This window comes from Sivoneniella epilithica UHCC 1019, assembly GCF_040830845.1.
Taxonomy (GTDB): domain Bacteria; phylum Cyanobacteriota; class Cyanobacteriia; order Leptolyngbyales; family Leptolyngbyaceae; genus ULC077BIN1.
Genome location: NZ_JBFPDP010000003.1, coordinates 41,659 through 61,705, shown reverse-complemented (window position 1 = coordinate 61,705; position 20,047 = coordinate 41,659). Strand labels below are relative to the sequence as shown.

The 20,047-nt window shown below is 47.7% G+C and carries 16 protein-coding genes; 12 read left to right on the top strand and 4 right to left on the bottom strand.

All coding sequences use genetic code 11. The features are described from left to right. Positions 1-218 precede the first annotated feature (218 nt). From ureG to urtE, 9 genes are all read left to right on the top strand, one after another. Positions 219-830 carry an urease accessory protein UreG gene (ureG, locus tag AB3R30_RS02925; RefSeq protein ID WP_458647644.1) on the top strand — a complete coding sequence of 204 codons (612 nt, stop codon included), beginning with the start codon at positions 219-221 and terminating at the stop codon, positions 828-830. 128 nt (positions 831-958) lie between these two features. Next, positions 959-2,281, top strand: a complete 1,323-nt coding sequence (urtA, locus tag AB3R30_RS02920; RefSeq protein WP_458647643.1) for an urea ABC transporter substrate-binding protein — start codon at positions 959-961, stop codon at positions 2,279-2,281. A gap of 214 nt (positions 2,282-2,495) precedes the next feature. Continuing rightward, entirely contained in the window at positions 2,496-3,647 is a 1,152-nt protein-coding gene (locus tag AB3R30_RS02915; protein WP_458647642.1) for an ABC transporter permease subunit, read from the top strand. A gap of 9 nt (positions 3,648-3,656) precedes the next feature. After that, positions 3,657-4,859 (top strand): urea ABC transporter permease subunit UrtC, encoded by a 1,203-nt coding sequence (gene urtC / locus AB3R30_RS02910; protein WP_458647641.1) that lies wholly within the window; start codon positions 3,657-3,659, stop codon positions 4,857-4,859. After that, positions 4,819-5,574, top strand: coding sequence for an urea ABC transporter ATP-binding protein UrtD (gene urtD / locus AB3R30_RS02905; RefSeq protein ID WP_458647640.1), 756 nt, complete (start codon positions 4,819-4,821; stop codon positions 5,572-5,574). The genes urtC and urtD overlap by 41 nt, the downstream gene beginning before the upstream one ends. Before the next feature lie 5 nt (positions 5,575-5,579). Then, positions 5,580-6,311 carry a HindVP family restriction endonuclease gene (locus AB3R30_RS02900; RefSeq protein WP_458647639.1) on the top strand — a complete coding sequence of 244 codons (732 nt, stop codon included), beginning with the start codon at positions 5,580-5,582 and terminating at the stop codon, positions 6,309-6,311. A gap of 28 nt (positions 6,312-6,339) precedes the next feature. After that, a complete protein-coding gene (locus AB3R30_RS02895; protein WP_458647782.1) occupies positions 6,340-6,435 on the top strand; it encodes a HindVP family restriction endonuclease in 96 nt (31 codons plus the stop codon). Between the two features lie 6 nt (positions 6,436-6,441). Beyond that, on the top strand, positions 6,442-7,449 hold the full coding sequence (locus AB3R30_RS02890; protein WP_458647638.1) for a DNA cytosine methyltransferase: 1,008 nt from the start codon (positions 6,442-6,444) through the stop codon (positions 7,447-7,449). Positions 7,450-7,451: 2 nt separating this feature from the next. Further along, positions 7,452-8,207 carry an urea ABC transporter ATP-binding subunit UrtE gene (gene urtE / locus AB3R30_RS02885; RefSeq protein ID WP_458647637.1) on the top strand — a complete coding sequence of 252 codons (756 nt, stop codon included), beginning with the start codon at positions 7,452-7,454 and terminating at the stop codon, positions 8,205-8,207. 16 nt (positions 8,208-8,223) lie between these two features. On the opposite strand, the gene AB3R30_RS02880 is transcribed toward urtE, so the two are convergent. Both AB3R30_RS02880 and AB3R30_RS02875 read right to left on the bottom strand, forming a co-directional pair. Further along, a complete protein-coding gene (locus tag AB3R30_RS02880; protein WP_458647636.1) occupies positions 8,224-8,652 on the bottom strand; it encodes a hypothetical protein in 429 nt (142 codons plus the stop codon). A 261-nt stretch (positions 8,653-8,913) separates the two neighbouring features. Then, a complete protein-coding gene (locus AB3R30_RS02875) occupies positions 8,914-9,627 on the bottom strand; it encodes a Crp/Fnr family transcriptional regulator (RefSeq protein ID WP_458647635.1) in 714 nt (237 codons plus the stop codon). Positions 9,628-10,235: 608 nt separating this feature from the next. Between AB3R30_RS02875 and glyS the strand changes: the two genes are divergently transcribed. Beyond that, entirely contained in the window at positions 10,236-12,455 is a 2,220-nt protein-coding gene (glyS, locus tag AB3R30_RS02870) for a glycine--tRNA ligase subunit beta (protein ID WP_458647634.1), read from the top strand. 130 nt (positions 12,456-12,585) lie between these two features. On the opposite strand, the gene AB3R30_RS02865 is transcribed toward glyS, so the two are convergent. After that, the gene (locus AB3R30_RS02865) at positions 12,586-15,612 is read right to left on the bottom strand and encodes a PAS domain S-box protein (RefSeq protein ID WP_458647633.1); all 3,027 of its coding nucleotides are present in this window, start codon (positions 15,610-15,612) and stop codon (positions 12,586-12,588) included. Between the two features lie 267 nt (positions 15,613-15,879). On the opposite strand from AB3R30_RS02865, the gene AB3R30_RS02860 reads away from it, so the two are divergent. Further along, complete coding sequence (locus AB3R30_RS02860; RefSeq protein ID WP_458647632.1) at positions 15,880-16,941, top strand: SpoIID/LytB domain-containing protein; 1,062 nt, start codon at positions 15,880-15,882, stop codon at positions 16,939-16,941. 102 nt (positions 16,942-17,043) lie between these two features. Beyond that, positions 17,044-17,454: a hypothetical protein gene (locus AB3R30_RS02855; protein ID WP_458647631.1), complete on the top strand. Its 411-nt coding sequence runs from the start codon at positions 17,044-17,046 to the stop codon at positions 17,452-17,454. Positions 17,455-17,908: 454 nt separating this feature from the next. Here the strand turns inward: AB3R30_RS02855 and AB3R30_RS02850 are convergent, their stop codons facing one another. Then, positions 17,909-19,765 (bottom strand): aspartate kinase, encoded by a 1,857-nt coding sequence (locus AB3R30_RS02850; protein ID WP_458647630.1) that lies wholly within the window; start codon positions 19,763-19,765, stop codon positions 17,909-17,911. Positions 19,766-20,047: the final 282 nt, after the last annotated feature.

Sequence of the window (20,047 nt, the reverse complement as noted above, 5' to 3'; positions counted from 1 at the left end):
GTCTATTTATCATTTTCAGCTATTTCGCTCTCAGCCAACAGGGTTCAAGGGGCTTCTTCAGGGAATTTGCCTATTTGTTTAATCGTTGATGACCATCGTTTATTACCATGGGACTGAGTTTAGTTCAACGGATTTCAGAGACTACTGCTTTCACTTTTGCAAACAGGTATGCTTTTTAGCGCTAGAGTTTTTTTGCAACTTCATGGCTTAATAACGATATGAGTGCTTTTCGGGTTGGTGTTGCGGGTCCAGTTGGGTCAGGCAAGACAGCGTTAGTGGATGCCTTATGTAAGGCATTGCGCGATCGCTATAATCTTGCGGTGGTCACCAATGATATTTATACCCAAGAAGATGCTCAATATTTAGTGCGAAGTCAGGCATTGAGCCGCGATCGCATTATTGGGGTGGAAACAGGCGGCTGTCCCCATACGGCAATTCGAGAAGATGCCTCAATGAATCTTGCCGCGATCGAAGACTTAGAACAGCGCTTTCTAGATTTAGATCTAGTGTTTGTGGAAAGTGGGGGCGATAACTTGGCGGCGACTTTCAGCCCAGAGCTAGTAGACCTGACTCTTTATGTGATTGATGTGGCGGGGGGTGACAAGATTCCGCGCAAAGGAGGACCCGGCATCACTAAATCAGATTTGTTGGTGATCAATAAAATCGATCTAGCCCCATATGTTGGGGCAGATTTAGCGGTAATGGAGCAGGACGCAAAGAAAATGCGGGGGGATAAGCCGTTTGTTTTTACAAATCTCAAAACACTGGCTGGACTATCGGCGATCTTGGAATTTGTGCAGTTTCAAGGAAATTTTATTATCCAGGTTTAACGAAAATAGCTATAAAGTAATTTCGTATATTGGAATACAATATTCCCCAAGGTCTAGCCTTTAGTATCTCAGGGTTATTACTGGGTTAACGTAGCTCAGTTTCATATCGCTTGGGGGGGTTAGGCTTCATGACGGGACAATTTGGTCGGCGTGAGTTTATTATTTTAGGGTCTACGGTTGCGGGTAGCGTTTTGCTGAAGGCTTGTGGTAGCGGCGGTACGCCTACAGCCAGTACGTCAATGTCTCCAGAGGCATCTCCGGCTGCATCAACCGCCATGTCGGGCGACACCATTAAAGTGGGGATTCTCCACTCGCTGAGCGGCACAATGGCAATCAGTGAAAAAAGTGTCGTGGATGCTGAGCAATTAGCGATTGAAGAAATCAACAACGCTGGCGGCGTACTGGGCAGAAAGATTGAAGCGATCGTGGAAGACGGTGCTTCTGATTGGCCAACATTCAACGAAAAAGCAAAGAAACTGATCGATCAAGATAAAGTGGTCACGGTTTTTGGGTGCTGGACTTCTTCTAGCCGTAAAGCGGTTCTGCCGACGTTTGAGTCTAAAAATCACATGTTGTGGTATCCCGTGCAATATGAGGGGCAAGAATGTTCCAAAAACGTTTTCTATACGGGAGCGGCTCCAAACCAGCAGATTGAGCCATCCGTGACTTGGCTTCTAGACAAATATAAAGGGCAGCCGTTCTTTCTAGTGGGCTCCGACTACGTTTTTCCAAGAACAGCGAACACCATCATCAAAGCGCAACTGGAAGCCAAGGGTGGCAAGGTGGTGGGCGAAGACTATATTCCCCTCGGCGGCACAGAAGTGACTCCAATCATTTCCAAAATTAAAGCAGCGCTCCCCAATGGCGGTGTGATTTATAACAGTTTGAATGGAGATAGCAATGTAGCGTTCTTCAAGCAGATGCAAGGTGCTGGAATGGGACCCGATAAATATCCCTCTATGTCGGTATCGATCGCAGAAGAAGAAGTGAAAGCGATCGGCGTAGAGTATCTTAAAGGTCACTATGCGTCTTGGAACTACTTCCAAACCGTAGACTCTCCAGAAAGCAAGAAATTTGTGGAAGCCTTTAAGAAAAAATATGGGGACGATCGCGTCGTCAACGATCCCATGGAAGCAGCTTACACCATGGTATATCTGTGGAAACAAGCCGTTGAGCAGGCGAAGACAGCCGACGATCTAGACAAAGTTCGGGCAGCAGCACTAGGGCAAACCTTTGATGCACCGGGCGGCAAGTACACTTTGGAAAACAACCATCATTTGGCAAAAGTCGTTCGGATTGGTGAAGTTCGCGAAGATGGACTTTTTGACATCGTGTATGACACAAAAACGGTGGTTAAACCCGTTCCCTGGAATCAGTTTGTTAAAGATACCAAAGGCTATTCCTGCGACTGGTCTGATCCGGCGAAGGGTGGCAAGTTCAAGATTACTTAATCCCTTCTAGTCTCAAGTGCAGCGATCGCACACAAACAAGGTATGCAACTAAACTCAAAGTCCCTCTTCTTAGGGAGAGGGATTTAGGGTGAGGGCACCTAACCTATTCAGATCTCAAGTATCCTAACCTTGCGCTTTTTTGAACGTGTAGGTTACAGACTTTCTCAACATTCAAACCGATAATCCACCTTAGCAATCTCTGTTGGAGACAAAATTGACACAGTTGCTTGAATCTATTTTTGGTGGGCTGAGTATTGGCTCAGTTTTGCTGCTAGCGGCGTTGGGACTGGCGATCGTGTTCGGTCTCATGGGCGTAATCAATATGGCTCATGGGGAATTCATGATGATTGGCGCATACACAACGTTTGTGGTTCAAAATGTCTTTAAAAAAACTCCGCTCTCTGAGGCATATATCTTTTTCGCGCTGATTGCGGCTTTCGCTGTGACGGCGTTACTGGGGTTGGTGTTAGAGCGGACGGTGGTTCGATATCTCTATGGCAGACCTCTGGAAACTTTGCTGGCAACTTGGGGCGTAAGTCTCATCTTGCAGCAGTTTGTCCGGAGCGTTAGTTGGCAATTTATTGCAGGACTGACTGTTTTTACGGCGCTGTTTGTGGGAGCGCTTTGGGCAGCCGCACGTCGCCCCGATTTTGAGCGAATGCGCGGCTGGGTGATTGCGCTGATGTTGCCTTTGTCAGGGGCGATCGCGCTGTTGTTTGCCAACCTTTTAGGTGGCATGTTTAAGCTGGCAGTAACTAAACCCTGGTTTGGCACCCAAGGTGTGGATGTGACGGCTCCTAAATGGTTACGCGGCGGGTTTGCCATGGGTGCCTATCAGTTGCCCTATACCCGGCTATTTATCATTGTTCTGACAGCAGCGTGTGTATTAGCCATTTATTGGTTTTTGAACAAAACCCCTTGGGGTTTGCGGATTCGCTCAGTTACCCAAAACCGTAATATGAGCGCCTGTTTGGGGATTCCCACCAAAACTGTGGATGCCCTGACGTTTGCCCTAGGTTCTGGCTTGGCAGGAATTGCCGGAGTTGCGGTGAGCTTGCTAGGCTCGGTCAGTTCTAATACCGGGCAGTCCTACATTGTAGATGCGTTTATGGTGGTCGTCGTTGGCGGGGTTGGTAAGCTTGCCGGCACCATTATTGCAGCCAGTGCGATCGGCACCATTAGCTATATGGTGGGTTCCAACGCGCTGGGTCCGCTGGTCAGCTTTAGCCCCGGATTAACCGCAATATTTGAATTTTTTGCGACTGCCAGCATGGCAAAAGTATTTGTATTTGCGTTAATTGTGATTTTCCTCCAGTTCAAACCTGCTGGATTGTTCCCGCCGAAAGGACGTACGGTAGATGCTTAGGAGGCTGACATGACGGTAGAAACGGTGAATGGCGTTGTAGAGGCTTTACCTGGGCTGAATACGCGACATCGAAAAAAAGCATTAGTCCGCGAGATGGCGATCGCCCTAGGAATTGCGCTTGTGCTGATGTTCATTATTCCCGCAATTCTGACCGGTCTAGGTCAAGGGATTCGGGTGAACCAACTGGGGCGGTTTTTGGCACTGGCGATCGCGGCTCTCGGTATTGACCTAATTTGGGGATTTACCGGATTACTCAGCTTAGGACATGGCATCTTTTTTGCTTTAGGCGGGTATGCCTTAGCCATGCATCTCCAGCTACAAGATGGGCAGATTCCTGAATTTTTCTCGCTCTATGGCGTGTCGGAACTCCCAGGTTTTTGGCAGCCCTTTCGTTCTTTACCTTTTACCCTCATTGCGGTTGTGGTTATTCCCGCATTAGTCGCCGCCGCGATCGGCTACTTGGTCTTTCGTAACCGCATCCGAGGCGTGTATTTTTCCATCCTCACCCAAGCCGCATTGATCGTATTCTTCAACTTTTTTAACGGTCAACAAAAGTTGATTAATGGCACCAACGGTCTTAAAACCGATACCTCGACCTTCTTTGGACTTCAAGTGAGCGATCCTCGCATCCAAACCACGTTCTATGCATTTAGCATTTTGTTTCTGTTGGGCGGATATTTTCTCTGTCGTTGGCTCACCAGTGGGCGCATTGGGCGCGTTCTAGTCGCTATCCGCGACGATGAACCCAGAGTACGCTTCTCTGGATACAACCCCACTGGCTATAAGGTCTTTGTGTTTGCAGTTTCAGCCGCTTTAGCAGGAATTGCCGGAGCGCTTTACACTGTTCAGTCAGGCATCATCACACCTAAGGCAATGGATGTTGCTTTTTCGATTGAAATGGTGATTTGGGTTGCCCTAGGCGGACGAGGAACTCTGGTAGGAGCTATTCTGGGAGCCTTAATTGTTAACTTTGCCCGAACTCTGCTCAGCGAAAAGTTTCCCGAATTTTGGCTGTTTTTCCAGGGTGCATTGTTTCTAATTGTAGTCACAGTGTTGCCAATGGGGATTTTAGGTTGGCTCCGCACTGACGGCATGAACTGGCTGCGATCGCTGTCTGGTCGCGAAAAATTGATTACTTACCCAAGTCTTGAAGAAGACCCAGATGTGGAATATGAACGGAAAAATCTTGGAGATTCAGAATCTAACGGTTAGATTTGGTGGCTTTACCGCCATCAACAATCTTAATTTCAGCCTAGACAAGGGTGAACTGCGCGTCGTAATTGGACCCAACGGAGCCGGAAAAACAACCTTTATGGATGTGATTACGGGCAAAACCAAACCAACAGAAGGACAGGTGTTTTTCAAAGGCAAAAACCTGCGTCCCTATGCAGAATATGAAATCGCGCGAATGGGCATTGGACGCAAGTTTCAGACCCCGCGTGTTTATCAGAAACTTACGCCCCGCGAGAATTTAGAACTCTCCTGTGCCCGTAAAAAGAATGTGTGGGCATCTCTCACGGCAGGTTCTTCAACAGCAGAACGGCGCATTGTTGTTGAACTATTAGATACGATCGGGCTAGCCACCAAAGCCGATATCCCCGCCGAATTGCTTTCCCACGGCGAAAAACAACGATTAGAAATAGGCATGTTGGTCGCCCAATCTCCCGATTTGCTGCTAGTCGATGAACCTGTTGCCGGACTAACTGACGAAGAAACTGAAAAAGTGGGAAATCTGCTCCTAGAACTCGCTGAAAGTCATTCCATCATGGTGATTGAACACGATATGGAATTTGTTCGGCAGATTGCTCGTCAAGTCACTGTCCTCCATCAGGGTTCAGTTCTTTGTGAAGGCAACATGGATGAAGTGCAAAATAATCCAAAAGTGATCGAAGTCTACCTAGGTAGTGAAGAAGCTCACGCCGCTTAGTATGCATGACGAATCAGCCTGGATTATTTGGAATTCATCACTCAAATAAGGATTTTTCTAATCCCGCTAATTGGGGTAAAAACCAATTCAACAATGCTTTTCCAATTGCTCTGTGCTGCTACATGAGTCACGTTGGACTAAAGCCCGTTTTTATAATGCTCAACAAAGAGTTGAAAATTCAGCACCAAAACATCTCTGTGTCTGACTTGTTTCAAATTGACCCAGCATCCCCAGAAACTTTCTTTGCCTTTGAACATAATTATTTTCCTTACCAAAAAATTGTTGATGGCTCGTTAGAATCTGCTGATGTTGTGATTAGCAATAAAGCCACTGGAACATTACTACGAGGGTTAGACATCAAATTAACAGCTTTACCCGACACCACAACGTGTCATCTCTTGGATCAAGAATATGGTTGTGAACTTGTTGTTCGACCAAACACAATTTCTTATGTAGCTTTGAGTATTGCCAATAGTGTTTTGGAGACTGTTAGACAGCAACAGTTGCAAGCTTTTTTGGAGCCTGTATGTAGCAAAATTCGAGATTGGACAGATGAAAAATTTATGCTGCTTATCATCGATGAAATCAAACAGGCTCTCTCGCAATTCTTCATTTCAGATATTTACGATCAACAGCCCGTTATCGTACAGCCCGTTTGGAAAACCGTTGGTAAATCGTCTCAACTGCACAAAAATTGTCTAGATGTTTTTGTGTGGTCGGATCTTGCTTTAGCCTGAATTCCTATGGCTCAAGCAAAGGTTTCCGATCAAACAAATTATTTTGAATGGCGGACAATTGTATTTAAGCCCAGAGCGGCGATTTGATGCCATTATTGCCAATACTCCAGGATTGTTTAGTTAACTTCAAATGAACTGTTCAACCAAACTCACTGTCATTGATTTATTTGCAGGATGCGGTGGCATGTCATTGGGCTTTCAAAATATGGGCTTTGAGATTGCCGCTGCATTTGATTATTGGGATAGTGCTATTCACAACTATCGTCAAAATTTCAATCACCCAATTTACAAGCTTGACCTGGGACTTCCAGAAATTGAGCCTGTAACCTTTACTCAATTTAACCCCTTCATGATGATTGGAGGTCCACCTTGCCAAGATTTTTCTCATGCAGGCAAACGTAATGAGGAGTTGGGACGAGCAGATTTAACGATCGCCTTTGCCAAAATAATTGCCGCAGTGAAGCCTCGCTTTTTCATTATGGAAAATGTTGATCGGGCTGCCAGAAGTAAACGTTTTCAAACCGCTCGTGAGATTTTCCGACAAGCTGGCTATGGTTTGACAGAACGTGTTTTAGATGCCAGTTTGTGTGGAGTTCCCCAAAAGCGCAAACGGCTGTTTGTTATTGGCGAACTTTCTGCACCTGATGATTTTCTGAGCGATTATCTCACTCACAATTTAGCGGCTCAGCCCTTGAGTGTTCGACAATATTTTATTCAATGTTTGGGTCAAGAGCTAGACATTCAGCACTATTACAGACATCCTAGAAACTATTCGCGACGGGCAATTTACAGTATTGATGAACCCAGTGCTACCATTCGCGGAGTTAATCGTCCTATTCCAGCAACTTATGTGATTCATCCAGCCGATGCGACCCTATCCAAAGAAGCCGTTCGACCATTAACAACCCGTGAAAGAGCATCTATTCAAACTTTTCCTGAAAGTTTCCTCTTTTCGGGAAGCAAAAGTGATCTTGAACAACTAATTGGCAATGCAGTTCCTGTCAAACTTGCTGAGTATGTTGCGAGGGCGGTTTTGGATTATTTAGAAGGTAAAAATCTTCACATAGCTACTATTCAAACTCTCCAGCTCAAACTTTTTGAAGTATCAAACGAATACGCATCTTCTGCAAGGAATTAGTTATGACACAAGTTTACAGTTCAACGTTGGAACCGTCTGGGGCAAGCACTCAGCCCATGTTGGAGATTAATAAGCTGAATGTTTACTACGGTGAAAGCCATATTTTGCGAAATGTGGATATGGGTGTGGCGGCAGGAAAGATGGTTTGCCTGATTGGTCGCAATGGCGTAGGCAAAACGACGATGCTCAAAACCATTATGGGATTGTTGCCCCCTCGTAGCGGCAATATTTTGTTTGAGGGCACACCGATTGTGGGGAAATCTCCTGATCAACGGGCACGTATGGGAATTGGCTATGTGCCTCAGGGTCGAGACGTGATTCCACGATTAACGATCGCAGAAAATTTGCTGCTAGGGATGGAGGCATTGGGCGATCGCGCTCCCAAGCTGAAAAAGCTTCCCGATGAGATCTTTGACATCTTTCCGGTATTGAAAACCATGCTTAACCGGATGGGGGGCGACTTGAGCGGTGGACAGCAACAACAACTCGCGATCGCCCGTGCCATGATGGGTCGTCCCCGGTTACTGGTGCTAGACGAACCTACTGAAGGAATTCAGCCCTCTGTCATTCTGGAAATTGAAGCCGCTGTTAAACGGATTGTGCGCGAGACTGGCACCTCAGTATTGCTGGTAGAACAACATCTACACTTCGTCCGCCAAGCCAATTGGTACTACGCTATGCAGAAAGGCGGTATCGTTGCCCAAGGACCCACCAGTGAACTTAGCAATGAAGTCATTCAGCGATTCTTAGCGGTGTAAAGATAGTTTGAAAAGCTCAATCGGAGTCTTCATTGGGGCTATTTTCGGGTAGCTGGTTAATAATTTTATCAACCAGTTGGGTGCTGTCACCGGAGCCATTTCGCTGTTGTTCAAGCTGCGATCGCATGATTTGTACCTGATAAGAATCGAGCGCGATCGGCACAGATTGAGTCGAATTTGGGTCACCGTTCCAGTCATTCAACTTCGTTTGCAACTGCACCTCAACTTCTTGAAGGCGACCTTTCGCTTTAGGAAATTCACTTGCTCCGTAAGTGAGCAGATTTTGCTCTTCCTGACCACTATCAGGACTGAAATCTCCTGCTATATGCCTATTTTGTAACTCTTCAATCGCTTGATTAATGCTGGTGTACATCAAATCAAGCTGCGATCGATTAATAGTCAACGGTAACGGGTCCATCAGTGCTTTGCCTCTATCCAGGTGCATTGCTAGCTTATCGCTCTCCATTGAAGCAAGAGCCTATCCCAAGACAGAGGAGGTAGAGGTATTTTAGAAGGATAAATCTCCTGCTCTGGGAGAGGAATTTTGGGCGTTGCTGAATGCAAGTATGATTTCTAATTGTAGGGGTAGGTCTTGTGCCTACCCTGCCGAAGATAGAGGGCAACCACAAGGGATTGCCCCTACAAATTTCATCCCCCAATTCAGCAATGCCGAATTTTGAGACATCTTGCTCCCCTGTTTTAAGGCTTAGCGATCGTAGGTTTTGAGCAGTCGATTAAGTTCAGTTTTAATGACTCGATAACACTCGCAGGTGGTGGCTTCCAGGTTTTCTCGGTTGAGAATGGTGATGTTGCCACGTCGATAGCGAATCATGCCTGCTTGCTGAAGTATCCCTGCGGCGACGGTGACTCCAGCACGGCGGGTGCCTAGCATTTGGGCAATAAATTCTTGAGTCAGGGGCAGGTTTTTGTCATCTAGGCGATCGCTAACATTGAGCAACCAACGGGCAAGGCGTTCTTCCAGGGTGTGATTACAATTGCAAGCGTTGCCTTGAGCCATTTCGACCATCAGAAATCGGAGATAGCTCAATACTAAATTGTGTAAAGCGCCATTCTGGTCGAACTCAGCCTTAAAAGCGGCAATGGGCAACCGCACTCCGTCCCCTTCCACTTGAACGATCGCTTGATGGGGCATCTCATTTCCTAAAAAGGCTTGAATCCCCACCATGCCTTCTCTGCCGACTAAACTATTTTCAACGGTTGAGCCATCTTCTAAAATGGTCACTAAGGAAATCAATGCTTGGTAGGGGAAGTAGACGTGTTCTAGTGATCCGCCTGGAAGGTGAATAATTTTTCTAAGAGGAAGAGAGACGGCTTCTAGATGGGGCAATAGCCGCTGATAATCCGCAGCAGGCAAAGCAGAAAGTAGCCTGTTTTCAGGCTGGAGCAAATTTTGAGACATTCAGACTAGGAGACTCCGTCGCAGGGTGGCAGAAACCAACCATCGAGATCAGGAGGGGGATTCAGAGCCTAGTCCTAAATGTTCGACTAAATTATTTAAGCTGCGAGTAAGTAGGCGTAGCCAGCAGCAGGTTGTTATATCGTTTCTATAGTGTAACGCTAAATTTTGTCTGGGTGGGGTGTCGGTACGGCTGCGTACTTAAGCAGTCATTTTTTCTTTTGAAGGGCTATTTAGTCCTTGCCCTCACCCTAGCCCTCTCCCGCAGGAGAGGAAACAAGATTTGTATTTCTCCCCTTTCGCTATTAACCCTCACCCTAGCCCTCTCCCGATGGGAGAGGGAACAAGATTTGTATTTCTCCCCTCTCCCATCGGGAGAGGGGTTGGGGGTGAGGGCAGCTTGTCTAATATTTAGTCCGCATTCCTGGGCTAGCGGTACACTGGTAAGGATTTAGTTGAATATCTACTGTGCAACCAAAGTCAGCCCACTCTACAGGGAGTAACAGTGTTTCAAAGTCTCTCTCCTGCTCTAGGAGAGGGGTTTAGGGTGAGGGCTGTTGGGAAGGTGACACGTTGCGTTTGAATGAAATCTGGCAGTTTTAGGGTTAGTTATGGCGACATTTTTATTGGAAGTGGGAACGGAAGAATTGCCAGCCGCGTTTGTGGATCAGGCGTTGGAACAATGGCGATCGCGGATTCCGACTAGCCTTGCTGAGCGCTGTCTAACGCCTGAGAAGATTGAATACCTTGGCACTCCACGCCGTTTGGCGGTGATTCTTTGGGGATTGCCAGAGCGCCAGCCTGACCAAGAGGAGGAGGTGAAAGGTCCTCCAGCACAGGCGGCGTTTAAGGATGGGCAGCCTACAAAAGCGGCGATCGGGTTTGCCCAGAAACAGGGAGTTGCGGTGACGGATTTGGAGATTCGTCCAACGGAGAAGGGCGAGTTTGTGTTTATGCGGAAAACGATCGCGGGTCAGGCAACAGCAAACATTTTAAAGCAATTGGTGCCGGAGTGGATTACAAAGCTGGACGGTAAACGGTTTATGCGGTGGGCAGATGGAGACTTGAAGTTTCCGCGCCCGATTCGCTGGCTGGTGACGCTGCTGGATGATCAGGTGCTGCCGATTGAGTTGATGAATGGGTCGCAGGGATGCCACAGCGATCGCAAGTCTCACGGGCATCGAGTTTTGCATCCTGCTGGGGTAACGATTGCTCATGCGAAGGATTATGTGAGTAGTTTGGAGGCTGCTTTTGTGCAAGTGGATGTTGAAAAACGCCACGAGTTGATCGAGCAACAAATTCAAGCAGCGGCGGCAACGGTGCAGGGAGTTGCGGTAATTAATCCAACGCTGTTACAGGAAGTGACGAATTTAGTGGAATATCCGTCGCCTGTGGTGGGCACGTTTGATCCGGAGTTTTTGGAACTGCCGACGGAAGTGATCATCACAGAGATGGAAAGTCATCAGCGATATTTTCCGGTGCTGAAGTCGGCGGAATCTGAGGAACTGTTGCCCTATTTCATCACGATTTCTAATGGGAATCCGAGTCAGGCTAAGCTGATCGCCCAGGGGAATGAGCGGGTGATTCGGGCGAGATTATCAGACGGCAAGTTTTTCTTTGATGCCGATCGCGCGATTCCGTTAGAAGAGTATTTGCCTAAATTGGAAACTGTGACGTTTCAGCAGGAGTTGGGATCGGTGCGGGCGAAGGTCGATCGCATTGGGCGAGTGGCGGGGCATATTTTGGATCAGCTTAATGTTGAATCGGGCGATTCCCTTCGGGATTCTCCTACCCTGCAGGAAGCAAGAGCTACGGAGACGCTTCGCGAACGTGGAACGAATCGCGAGTTAGTGGAAGCGGCGGCGCTGCTGTGCAAAGCGGATTTGGTAACGCAAATGGTGGGCGAGTTTCCGGAACTGCAAGGGGTGATGGGGCAAAAATACGCGCTGGCTTCGGGCAAACCAAAGGCAGTAGCGGATGCCATTTTTGAACATTATTTGCCACGAGGTGCGGGGGATGCGTTGCCGAGTTCACAAACGGGGCAGATTGTGGGTTTGGCGGATCGCTTGGATACATTGGTCAGCATTTTTGGGCTGGGGATGATCCCCACGGGTTCATCTGATCCGTTTGCGTTGCGGCGGGCAGCGAATGCGATCGTCAATATTATTTGGTCAGCCAACTTGCCGATTAATTTGGGGCTGTTGCTGGATCAAGTGATTGCGGATTTTGCGGACTCGTTTACGGCGGTGTTAAAGCTATCCGTGATGGAATTAAACCAACAACTCCAAGATTTTTTCTTGCAGCGAATCCGCACGTTGCTACAGGATGATCGCCAGATTGATTATGACTTGGTGAATGCGGTGCTAGGGGAAAATGATCTGGAATATACTCAGCGATCGCTGAGTGATGTGTTGGAAGTGCGCGATCGGGCTTTGTTTCTTCAGTCCATTCGGAATGATGGCACCCTAGCAACGATTTATGAAACGGTGAACCGGGCTTCTCGGCTGGCGGCTCAAGGTGAGTTAGACACGCAGCAGCTTGATCCGGCGGCGGTTGTGCAACCAAGTCTGTTTCAAAAAAAATCAGAGCAGGCATTTTTTGAGGCATTGAGTCAGGTTCACCAAGCCATGCAAGGAACGCGAGACTATCAAAAGCTGATCGATTCACTCGCTCAAATTGCGCCAACGGTTGCTAACTTTTTTGATGGCGAGGACAGCGTGTTGGTGATGGATTCTGATCCAGCGATTAAGCAAAATCGTTTGAATCTACTGGGTGTTTTGCGAAATCATGGGCGATCGCTGGCAGATTTTGGCGCGATCGTGAAGAGTTGAAGGCTTGGAAATTTAGTCCAAATCTAGTCCAGCAGTTTTTATGAGAGATGACAAGCAGGCTGAAATCCTTTCTGGAATAAGCTTTTAATAGAAAAAGAAAAGCCCGACTAATTGCGGGAACCGCAATTAGTCAAATGCACCTTTCGCGACAGTGCTGAAGAAACTCTTGTAGTTGTCGGACTTGAAAACTTTCGGCAAACTGGCAAACTTGCATTGAAAAAGCAGCCATCAGCGGAGTATTGTGTTCAACCCGGCGCGCCTGATCTTGAATTTCCAGCACGGCACCCATCCGGGCAAGATGAATCAGAGTATCCAAAACCTCTAAGGAGGGTAGGGGAATAGGTTCGGAGAGAGATATAGAGGTAGAGGTCAAAATCTGTGAATTCGGCATGAGGGGTTTGTATTCCCACTCCAAGGTTAATAGCGTTTTGAGCATATCTAGCAAATTTTCATAGAGGATCGGTTTCGGCAAAAAGGCATTACAGCCGACATTCAGGCTAGCTTGCTGATCCTGTTCAAAAGCGCTAGCTGAAGCAGCAATGATGATCGTGTCTTGAAACGTGGGCGATCGCCGGAGTTGTCGAGTCGCTTCAAAGCCATCCATCACAGGCATGACCAAATCCATAAAAATCACATCAGGTCGAAACTGAGCCGCTTTCTCCAAAGCATCTTGCCCATTTTCAGCTTCCATCAGTTCAAAACCCAAAGGAGCCAGCATTTGCACTAACACAGCCCGATTCGTAGATCGCTCATCGACCACTAATACTCGACGGCGACTTCCCTGATAGCCAATCACTTCAGGCGTTTGGACTAAAGTTTTCTCTTGCCAGAATTCAACCACAGGCAAATCTAGCTCAAAAGCAAAACAACTTCCCGTGCCATTGATGCTATCCACCGTCAGAGTGCCGCCCATCATCTCAACCAAAGCTTGGCTAATGGCAAGCCCTAAACCCGTCCCCTCGATCATACGATCGCGATCGCCCACTTGATGAAACGACTGGAAGATTTCTTGTCGATGTTCTGGAGCAATGCCAATCCCCGTGTCTTCAACTTGGAACCGGAGGCGAGTGGAGGAGTGGAGGAGTGGGGCAGTAATAGTGCCAACTTTAAGAACTACACCGCCGCGATCGGTAAATTTAATCGCATTGCTGAGCAGGTTGATCAGAACTTGGCGGAGGCGTTGCTCATCGCCTTGAACGGCTTCAGGTAAAGAGGTGAGCGGTTCATAGAGAAAGGTGATCCCTTTTTGGTCGGCTCGTAGATGGAATAGAGTTGCGATCGCCTGAAGAAAATTGGGTAACTGAAACTCAGTAGGACGCAGGGTCATACTTTGGGTTTCAATTTTAGCCAAATCCAACACATCATTGATCAGCATCAACAAATGGTCTCCACACTGCTGAATCGTATCTAATCCTTTCCGTTGCTCAGCCGTTAGAGAACCGCGTTTAAGAATTTGGGCATAGCCTAGAATGCCTGTGAGTGGAGTTCTCAGTTCATGACTCATCGTTGCCAAAAATTCGCTCTTGGCAGTGTTAGCAACTTCAGCCGCTTCCTTCGCAATTTGAAGCTCGATCTCAGCTGCTTTGCGATCGCTAATATCTCGTGTAATTCCAATACAATAAACAACCGTTCCCGCTTCATCGCGCACTGCGGATAGGTTAGAAATATGCCAGCGCCACGTCCCATCTTGATGGTGTACTCGATAGTCTAAACCTGAGATGAGCGTATCTTTTTGAATCAATTGATCAAACTGCTCAGTACAGCGTTGGCGATCGTCAGGATGAATCATCAGACTCACTGAACTGCCCACAATATCAGCCGGATTATGCCCTAATATCAACGCCCAATTGGGCGAAACATAAGAGAAGATCGCCTCTGGAGTCAGCATATAAATAATGTCATTGGCATTCTCGACAATGCTGCGAAACTTAAGTTCACTTTGCCGCAGCGCCACTTCTGCTTGCTGGCGCTGATCCGTTTCATAAGCCAGCGAAATCAGGTCAGCCAGCGATCGCACAAAGCTTTGTTCTTCCACCGTCCAAGGGCGAAAAACACTGAGGCGCTCTATGCACAATACCCCAATCGTTTCTTTGCCTAACCGAATCGGCGCATCCAACATCGAAGCAATCTGATTGGGTTGCAAATAGCAACGGGAAAGTTCCTGAGTTCTAAGATCGCGCTTGGCATCCGTAGCTGCAATGATTTCGTCCGCTTCCAAGGCTTGAAAATAAGTCGGATAATCGCTGGAGGAAATCTCCATCCCTGCCGTGTGGCGATCGCTCCACAATTCATACAAATCCACGCAATAAATGCTAGATTTTACCTCTGTATATAGCCAAATACTAGCGCGCTCAACGGCTAGAGTCATGCCAGCCGCAGCCGTTATTTCCTGTACAACCGTTTTCCAGTCGCCCCGATCCAATGCATGACTGCGGGTCAATTCATCAAGAATCGAATTTTGTAAATCAAGCTGCTGTTTGCTGTAAGTCAGAATAGTTTCAGCCCATTTGCGATCGGTAATATCAGTGTTCACGTAAATCGCACAGGGTTTTCCATCCAGTTCAAGCAATTCTGCCGATAAAAGCGCCGTCCGGATAGTTCCTGCTTGGGTACGATAGGCGATTTCTAAATTGTGGACGCTTCCAGTTTCTTGCAAACAACGGCTGATGGCGATCGCGTCTTTTGGATTCACCCACAGAGGCAGTTTTAGGGCATTTTTGCCTAAAATTTCAGACTGCGAATAGCCCGAAAGCTGTAAAAAACTATCATTGACTTCTAGAACCTGCCCATTGGTCAATTGAACGATCGCTAAGGGATTAGGAGAAGATCGAAACGCCTTAGAAAATTTTTCTTCAGATTGGTAAAGCGCCTGCGTTTGCGTTTGCACCTGCGCTTCTAATTGTGTTTTCGATTCTACTAGCTGCTGAAAAGATAAACAAATCCATCGAGCAACTAGAGCGCTTACGGCGATCGCTCCGCCTGAGCCAAACAGCAAAACCATAGCTTGCCCATTCTGCACTTGTCTATCCTGCCAGACGAACCAGCCCACCAATCCGGCTGTTCCCAAAACGAACAAGACTAAAACAGCCAGCACCAGCGATCGCCCATAGTGCGATTGAGCGACATTTTGCGGGGATGCTTGAGTAGGCTGATTCACAGATTTTTCAGTTTTGTCTACAGTCTAATCCTATGAGTTTTCTGCGCTTCAAATGAAGCGCAAGTCTTGTCTCATCGTCTTATTTGAGTCTATACGCTAGTCCCAAAGTTGTATAATTAAGTCCCAAATAAGACAAAAATCGCGATCGCATCTTTCAACCTTATTCCTTAAGTATGAGATTTTAAGCATGAGAGCGGATCAAGAAGTTAAAATGCATAAGGAGAATTCTGGCAGACTTCATACGGGTTAACTGCAATGCCTGAAAACATGAATAGACATACAATTTTTGATTGGATCAGGCAAAACCCCTGGTTAATTGTGCCAGTGCTGGGGCTAATTCCCCTGCTTAACCTACCGTTTGCAAAAAGCCAATCATCGTTGCCATCCACTTCAGTGGGAACTCCAAGTCCAGTACTGCCTACCTCAGTAGCAACACCGCCATCCTCGACCCCAGCCTCACAACCTCCTCCTGTTACAGTCTCCGTCCGTCCCTCTTCCGCCTCAATTCCGGTTAAAACGACTCCTCAAAAAAAATCAACTGCCCAACCTCGTAAATCGGTTGCCGCCTCAATTCCTCTGCCGGTTAACCTATCAGCCGATGCTGCAATTGAGATGCGAATCGCGATCGCCGCTGGACTAGACACTTTGCCGATTAGCACATCTAAAGGCGGAGTGATATTAGACATCAAAGGGCAACCCATTCACGTACTGCCGGCTCAATCGACCTACACCGTTCAAGCTGATAGACAAGGGATGTTGATAGATTCAATGCAGCTGCCATCCGTTGTGGTGATTGACTCAGCTTCCAACGGGACAATTCGAGTGGGCGATCGCAACTATCGCGGACGACTACTGCTTGTCTGTCAAGAAGGACGCTTGTGGGCAGTGAATTACGTCAGTATGCAACATTACCTGTATAGCGTTGTGGGCAGTGAAGTCTCCCCCAGTTGGCCCATGGAAGCCCTGAAAGCTCAAGCAGTTGCAGCGCGATCCTATGCATTGACTTACCACATCAAGCCAGTCAATCGTCAGTTTTATGACATGGGTGCTGATGAATATTATCAAGTCTATAAAGGCATTGAGAGCGAAGCAGACACTACTAGGCAGGCAGTCAACAGCACAGGCGGCGAGTTTGTTAGCTATCGAGGGGACGTAGTAGAATCGCTTTATGCTGCAACAGACGACATTGTAGTTGATGCTTTTCAAGGAAAAGGCATGAGCCAAATTGGAGCCTTGGGGTTAGCCGAAAAAGGCTACGGCTATCGTGCCATTCTCGGCAATTACTACGCTGGCACTGGAATTGGGCGAATTGAAATGGATATGGAATAGTCCTGAAGGGGCAGAAAAGCGCGATCGCCTTCTTACTCTAGATGGGTGGCATCTCACCTAGTGCGACCTACCGTGATAAAGGTAGAAACGAGATCGATCGCTATGAAAAGACTATTTTTTCAAGCTGCTATTTTGATAGGCACTTTCGCCTTTACATCCCCCGGCTTAGCGCAGTCTCAAACTCCATCAGGGGGCACGTTAACACCGGGCAACGGCACAATTCCAACAACTCCTACTGTTCCAGGCACCACATCGCCTACCATTCCAGGCACCACATCGCCTAGTAGAATAACTCGTCCAGTTCCCTCCTCGCGCCCCATCCCGTCTCCCAGTGGCACAGTTACTATTCCTACTCCTACTCCTTCTACGGGTTCCAGCCCATTAACCCAACCCCCCAGCGGCAGCACTGTTCCTCAAGGCAGCGTGGTCTCTCCTCAAGTTTCGCCTTTGGGAAGTCCAACCTCTCCTGGTACTACTCCCGGTGGAGCCGTGATTATTACTCCAGCTCAGTAAAATATTCGTGCGCTCCACCGTTCCATTGAGACTGGCGAATTTTTTGAGCTAGACGAATCTGATCGCGACCAACGTCCTAGCGCGTACAAATCAGCAACCGTGAGCTAAGGTAAGCACAAACCGATCTCATTCATCTGGCTGCCCCATCCGGTAAATCCTAAAAATAAGTAGACTCTAAAACTTACACATGCATTACAAAGACTTCACCCTAGCTTCACCTGTTTTGTAAGCAGTAGAGCTACTTTTTAAATAGGTTGTGTGGCATCAACCGAATGTGAGAAATCAGAGAGACAGCGGTAAGGGGGCTTATCGCTGTCTCTCTTTATGATGGGGCTTCCATTAGTAAACTTCAACCGTCCTCAAGAAATTCCAGAGTCCAATACCATCAAACTGAGCTTTAAGCATCGAACTCAAAACTCAAAACTCAAAACTTATAACTTCTCCCATTCCGCCCTCATGCTGGCACTTGAATCAGCCGATCGCCCGATAACTCAAAAGCTGCATGAATCACCTGAAGTGCTTTCACACCATCTTTTTCAGACACCACACAGCTAACTTTAATCTCAGACGTAGCAATCATTTCAATATTAATCTGATGATGCGAAAGGGCAGCAAACATCCGCGCTGCTACACCGGGCTGATGCACCATTCCCGATCCGACAATACTGACCTTCGCGATCGCCGCATCCAACACAATATCTCCACAGTTTAATTCTGGTCTTACTTCTTCTAAAGCAAGTCGGGCAGTTTCCCCGTCCATCTGTGCCACCGTAAAAGCAATATCTCGTGTTGCAATCCCATTGACTACGCGACACCGCTGAGATTGGATAATCATATCCACGCTAATATTTTTGAGCGCCAAAAGCTGGAAAACCCGCGCTGCCATCCCCGGAAGATCGGGAATCGAGCGAATGGCTAGACGAGCTTGTTTCTGGTCGAGCGCCACCCCACGCACTGGAGGAAGATCCGCAGCTACAGAAGCATTTCTCGACTGTTTGATCGCTTCAGGAGTGGGGGATAGTTCCCTATTTTCTAGCGCTTGATAGGGAGAACTGGTGAGATTAAACGTGTCACAAAGCGCCGCGATCGCCCGATCACAATCGGCTGCCATTACGACACAGCTAACCTTCACCTCTGACGTGGAAATCATTTGAATATTCACACCTGCCGCCGCCAACGTCGTAAACATCTGCGCCGCCACACCCGGACGACCGATCATGCCAGCCCCCGCGATCGAAACCTTCGCGATTTGCTGTTCCACCATCACTTCTGCGTCCATCCTTGCCGGATCACCATCGCACAACGCCGGAATGATCGCACTTGCAACTGCTTCTGCTCGTCTCAAAGACGCATGAGTCACCGTAAAGGCAATATCGTTGGTATTTCCTTCATGGATAGACTGAATAATCAAATCCACATTTAACGCTTGAGACGCAATTTCGCCAAATAACCGCGCCGCCACACCAGGGCGATCGGGCACTCGTAGCAAAGAAACCTTCGCTTGATCGGTGTCAAACTCCACCGCATCCACCGCACGAGTCAGTTCTAAGCCCTCTAGCGATCGCGGTTTAGGTGAAGGCGACATCACCCAAGTTCCAGGCTCATCCGTCCAGCTAGAGCGCACCATCAGCGGCATCCCAAAATTACGGGCAATCTCCACCGCACGAGGATGCAACACCTTTGCGCCCAAGCTAGCAAGCTCTAGCATTTCATCGCTCGTAATCTCTGCCAACAGTTGAGCATCAGGCACCAATCGCGGATCGGTGGTGAGAATCCCTGGAACATCAGTATAAATCTCACAGTAATCTGCCTGTAATGCCGCTGCCAACGCCACCGCCGACGTATCTGAACCGCCCCGTCCCAGTGTGGTAATTTCTAGCTCATTAGCGCTACTAATCCCCTGAAACCCAGCAACCACTACCACAAGTCCTTGTGCCAAATGCTGCTTTAGGCGATCGGGTTTAATTCGCAAAATTCGCGCACGGCTATGCTCTGCCTCCGTCACAATGCCAACCTGCGCCCCCGTCATCGATAGCGCTGGCTGCCCCGCTTCTTGCAATGCCATACTCAGAAGCGCGATCGTGACTTGCTCTCCAGTAGACAACAGCATATCCATTTCACGCCGACTCGGACTAGCCGAAATTTCAGCGGCAAGCTTGACCAATCCATCAGTCGTCTTGCCCATTGCCGAAACCACCACCACCACCGAATTACCCGCATCCACAGTGCGCTTCACTCGTTGAGCCACCGCTTGAATGCGTTCCACCGTTCCAACCGACGTACCACCATATTTTTGAACCACAAGCGCCATGATTATGCCTCATCAAACCTGACGCAAAAAACTTTCAAACCTTTCTATTGACCAAAACATAGTACTCACACAACCTCAACTTATTTAAGCGAATCCCTTTGGTCTAAATCCATCCTTTTGCTAGATTGCCATAAAATCATAAATTCGTAAGAAAAATGCAAATCTAGACTCTGAGACTTGCTATTAGACTATAAACAAGTCTCAACTGTCTTACGTAAGACAAAAATATCTTACAATAAGATGATTAAGACTTTAATTGAGACTCATTCTAAGTCTAGTAGT

Bases quoted from the DNA above. Each gene is read 5' to 3' on its own strand.
- AB3R30_RS02880 (WP_458647636.1), bottom strand. From the start codon at position 8,652: ATGCACCTGGATAGAGGCAAAGCACTGATGGACCCGTTACCGTTGACT.
- AB3R30_RS02900 (WP_458647639.1), top strand. From the start codon at position 5,580: ATGACGAATCAGCCTGGATTATTTGGAATTCATCACTCAAATAAGGAT.
- urtD (WP_458647640.1), top strand. From the start codon at position 4,819: ATGAACGGAAAAATCTTGGAGATTCAGAATCTAACGGTTAGATTTGGT.
- urtA (WP_458647643.1), top strand. From the start codon at position 959: ATGACGGGACAATTTGGTCGGCGTGAGTTTATTATTTTAGGGTCTACG.
- urtE (WP_458647637.1), top strand. From the start codon at position 7,452: ATGACACAAGTTTACAGTTCAACGTTGGAACCGTCTGGGGCAAGCACT.
- ureG (WP_458647644.1), top strand. From the start codon at position 219: ATGAGTGCTTTTCGGGTTGGTGTTGCGGGTCCAGTTGGGTCAGGCAAG.
- AB3R30_RS02890 (WP_458647638.1), top strand. From the start codon at position 6,442: ATGAACTGTTCAACCAAACTCACTGTCATTGATTTATTTGCAGGATGC.
- AB3R30_RS02850 (WP_458647630.1), bottom strand. From the start codon at position 19,765: ATGGCGCTTGTGGTTCAAAAATATGGTGGTACGTCGGTTGGAACGGTG.
- AB3R30_RS02860 (WP_458647632.1), top strand. From the start codon at position 15,880: ATGAATAGACATACAATTTTTGATTGGATCAGGCAAAACCCCTGGTTA.
- AB3R30_RS02875 (WP_458647635.1), bottom strand. From the start codon at position 9,627: ATGTCTCAAAATTTGCTCCAGCCTGAAAACAGGCTACTTTCTGCTTTG.
- urtC (WP_458647641.1), top strand. From the start codon at position 3,657: ATGACGGTAGAAACGGTGAATGGCGTTGTAGAGGCTTTACCTGGGCTG.
- AB3R30_RS02855 (WP_458647631.1), top strand. From the start codon at position 17,044: ATGAAAAGACTATTTTTTCAAGCTGCTATTTTGATAGGCACTTTCGCC.
- glyS (WP_458647634.1), top strand. From the start codon at position 10,236: ATGGCGACATTTTTATTGGAAGTGGGAACGGAAGAATTGCCAGCCGCG.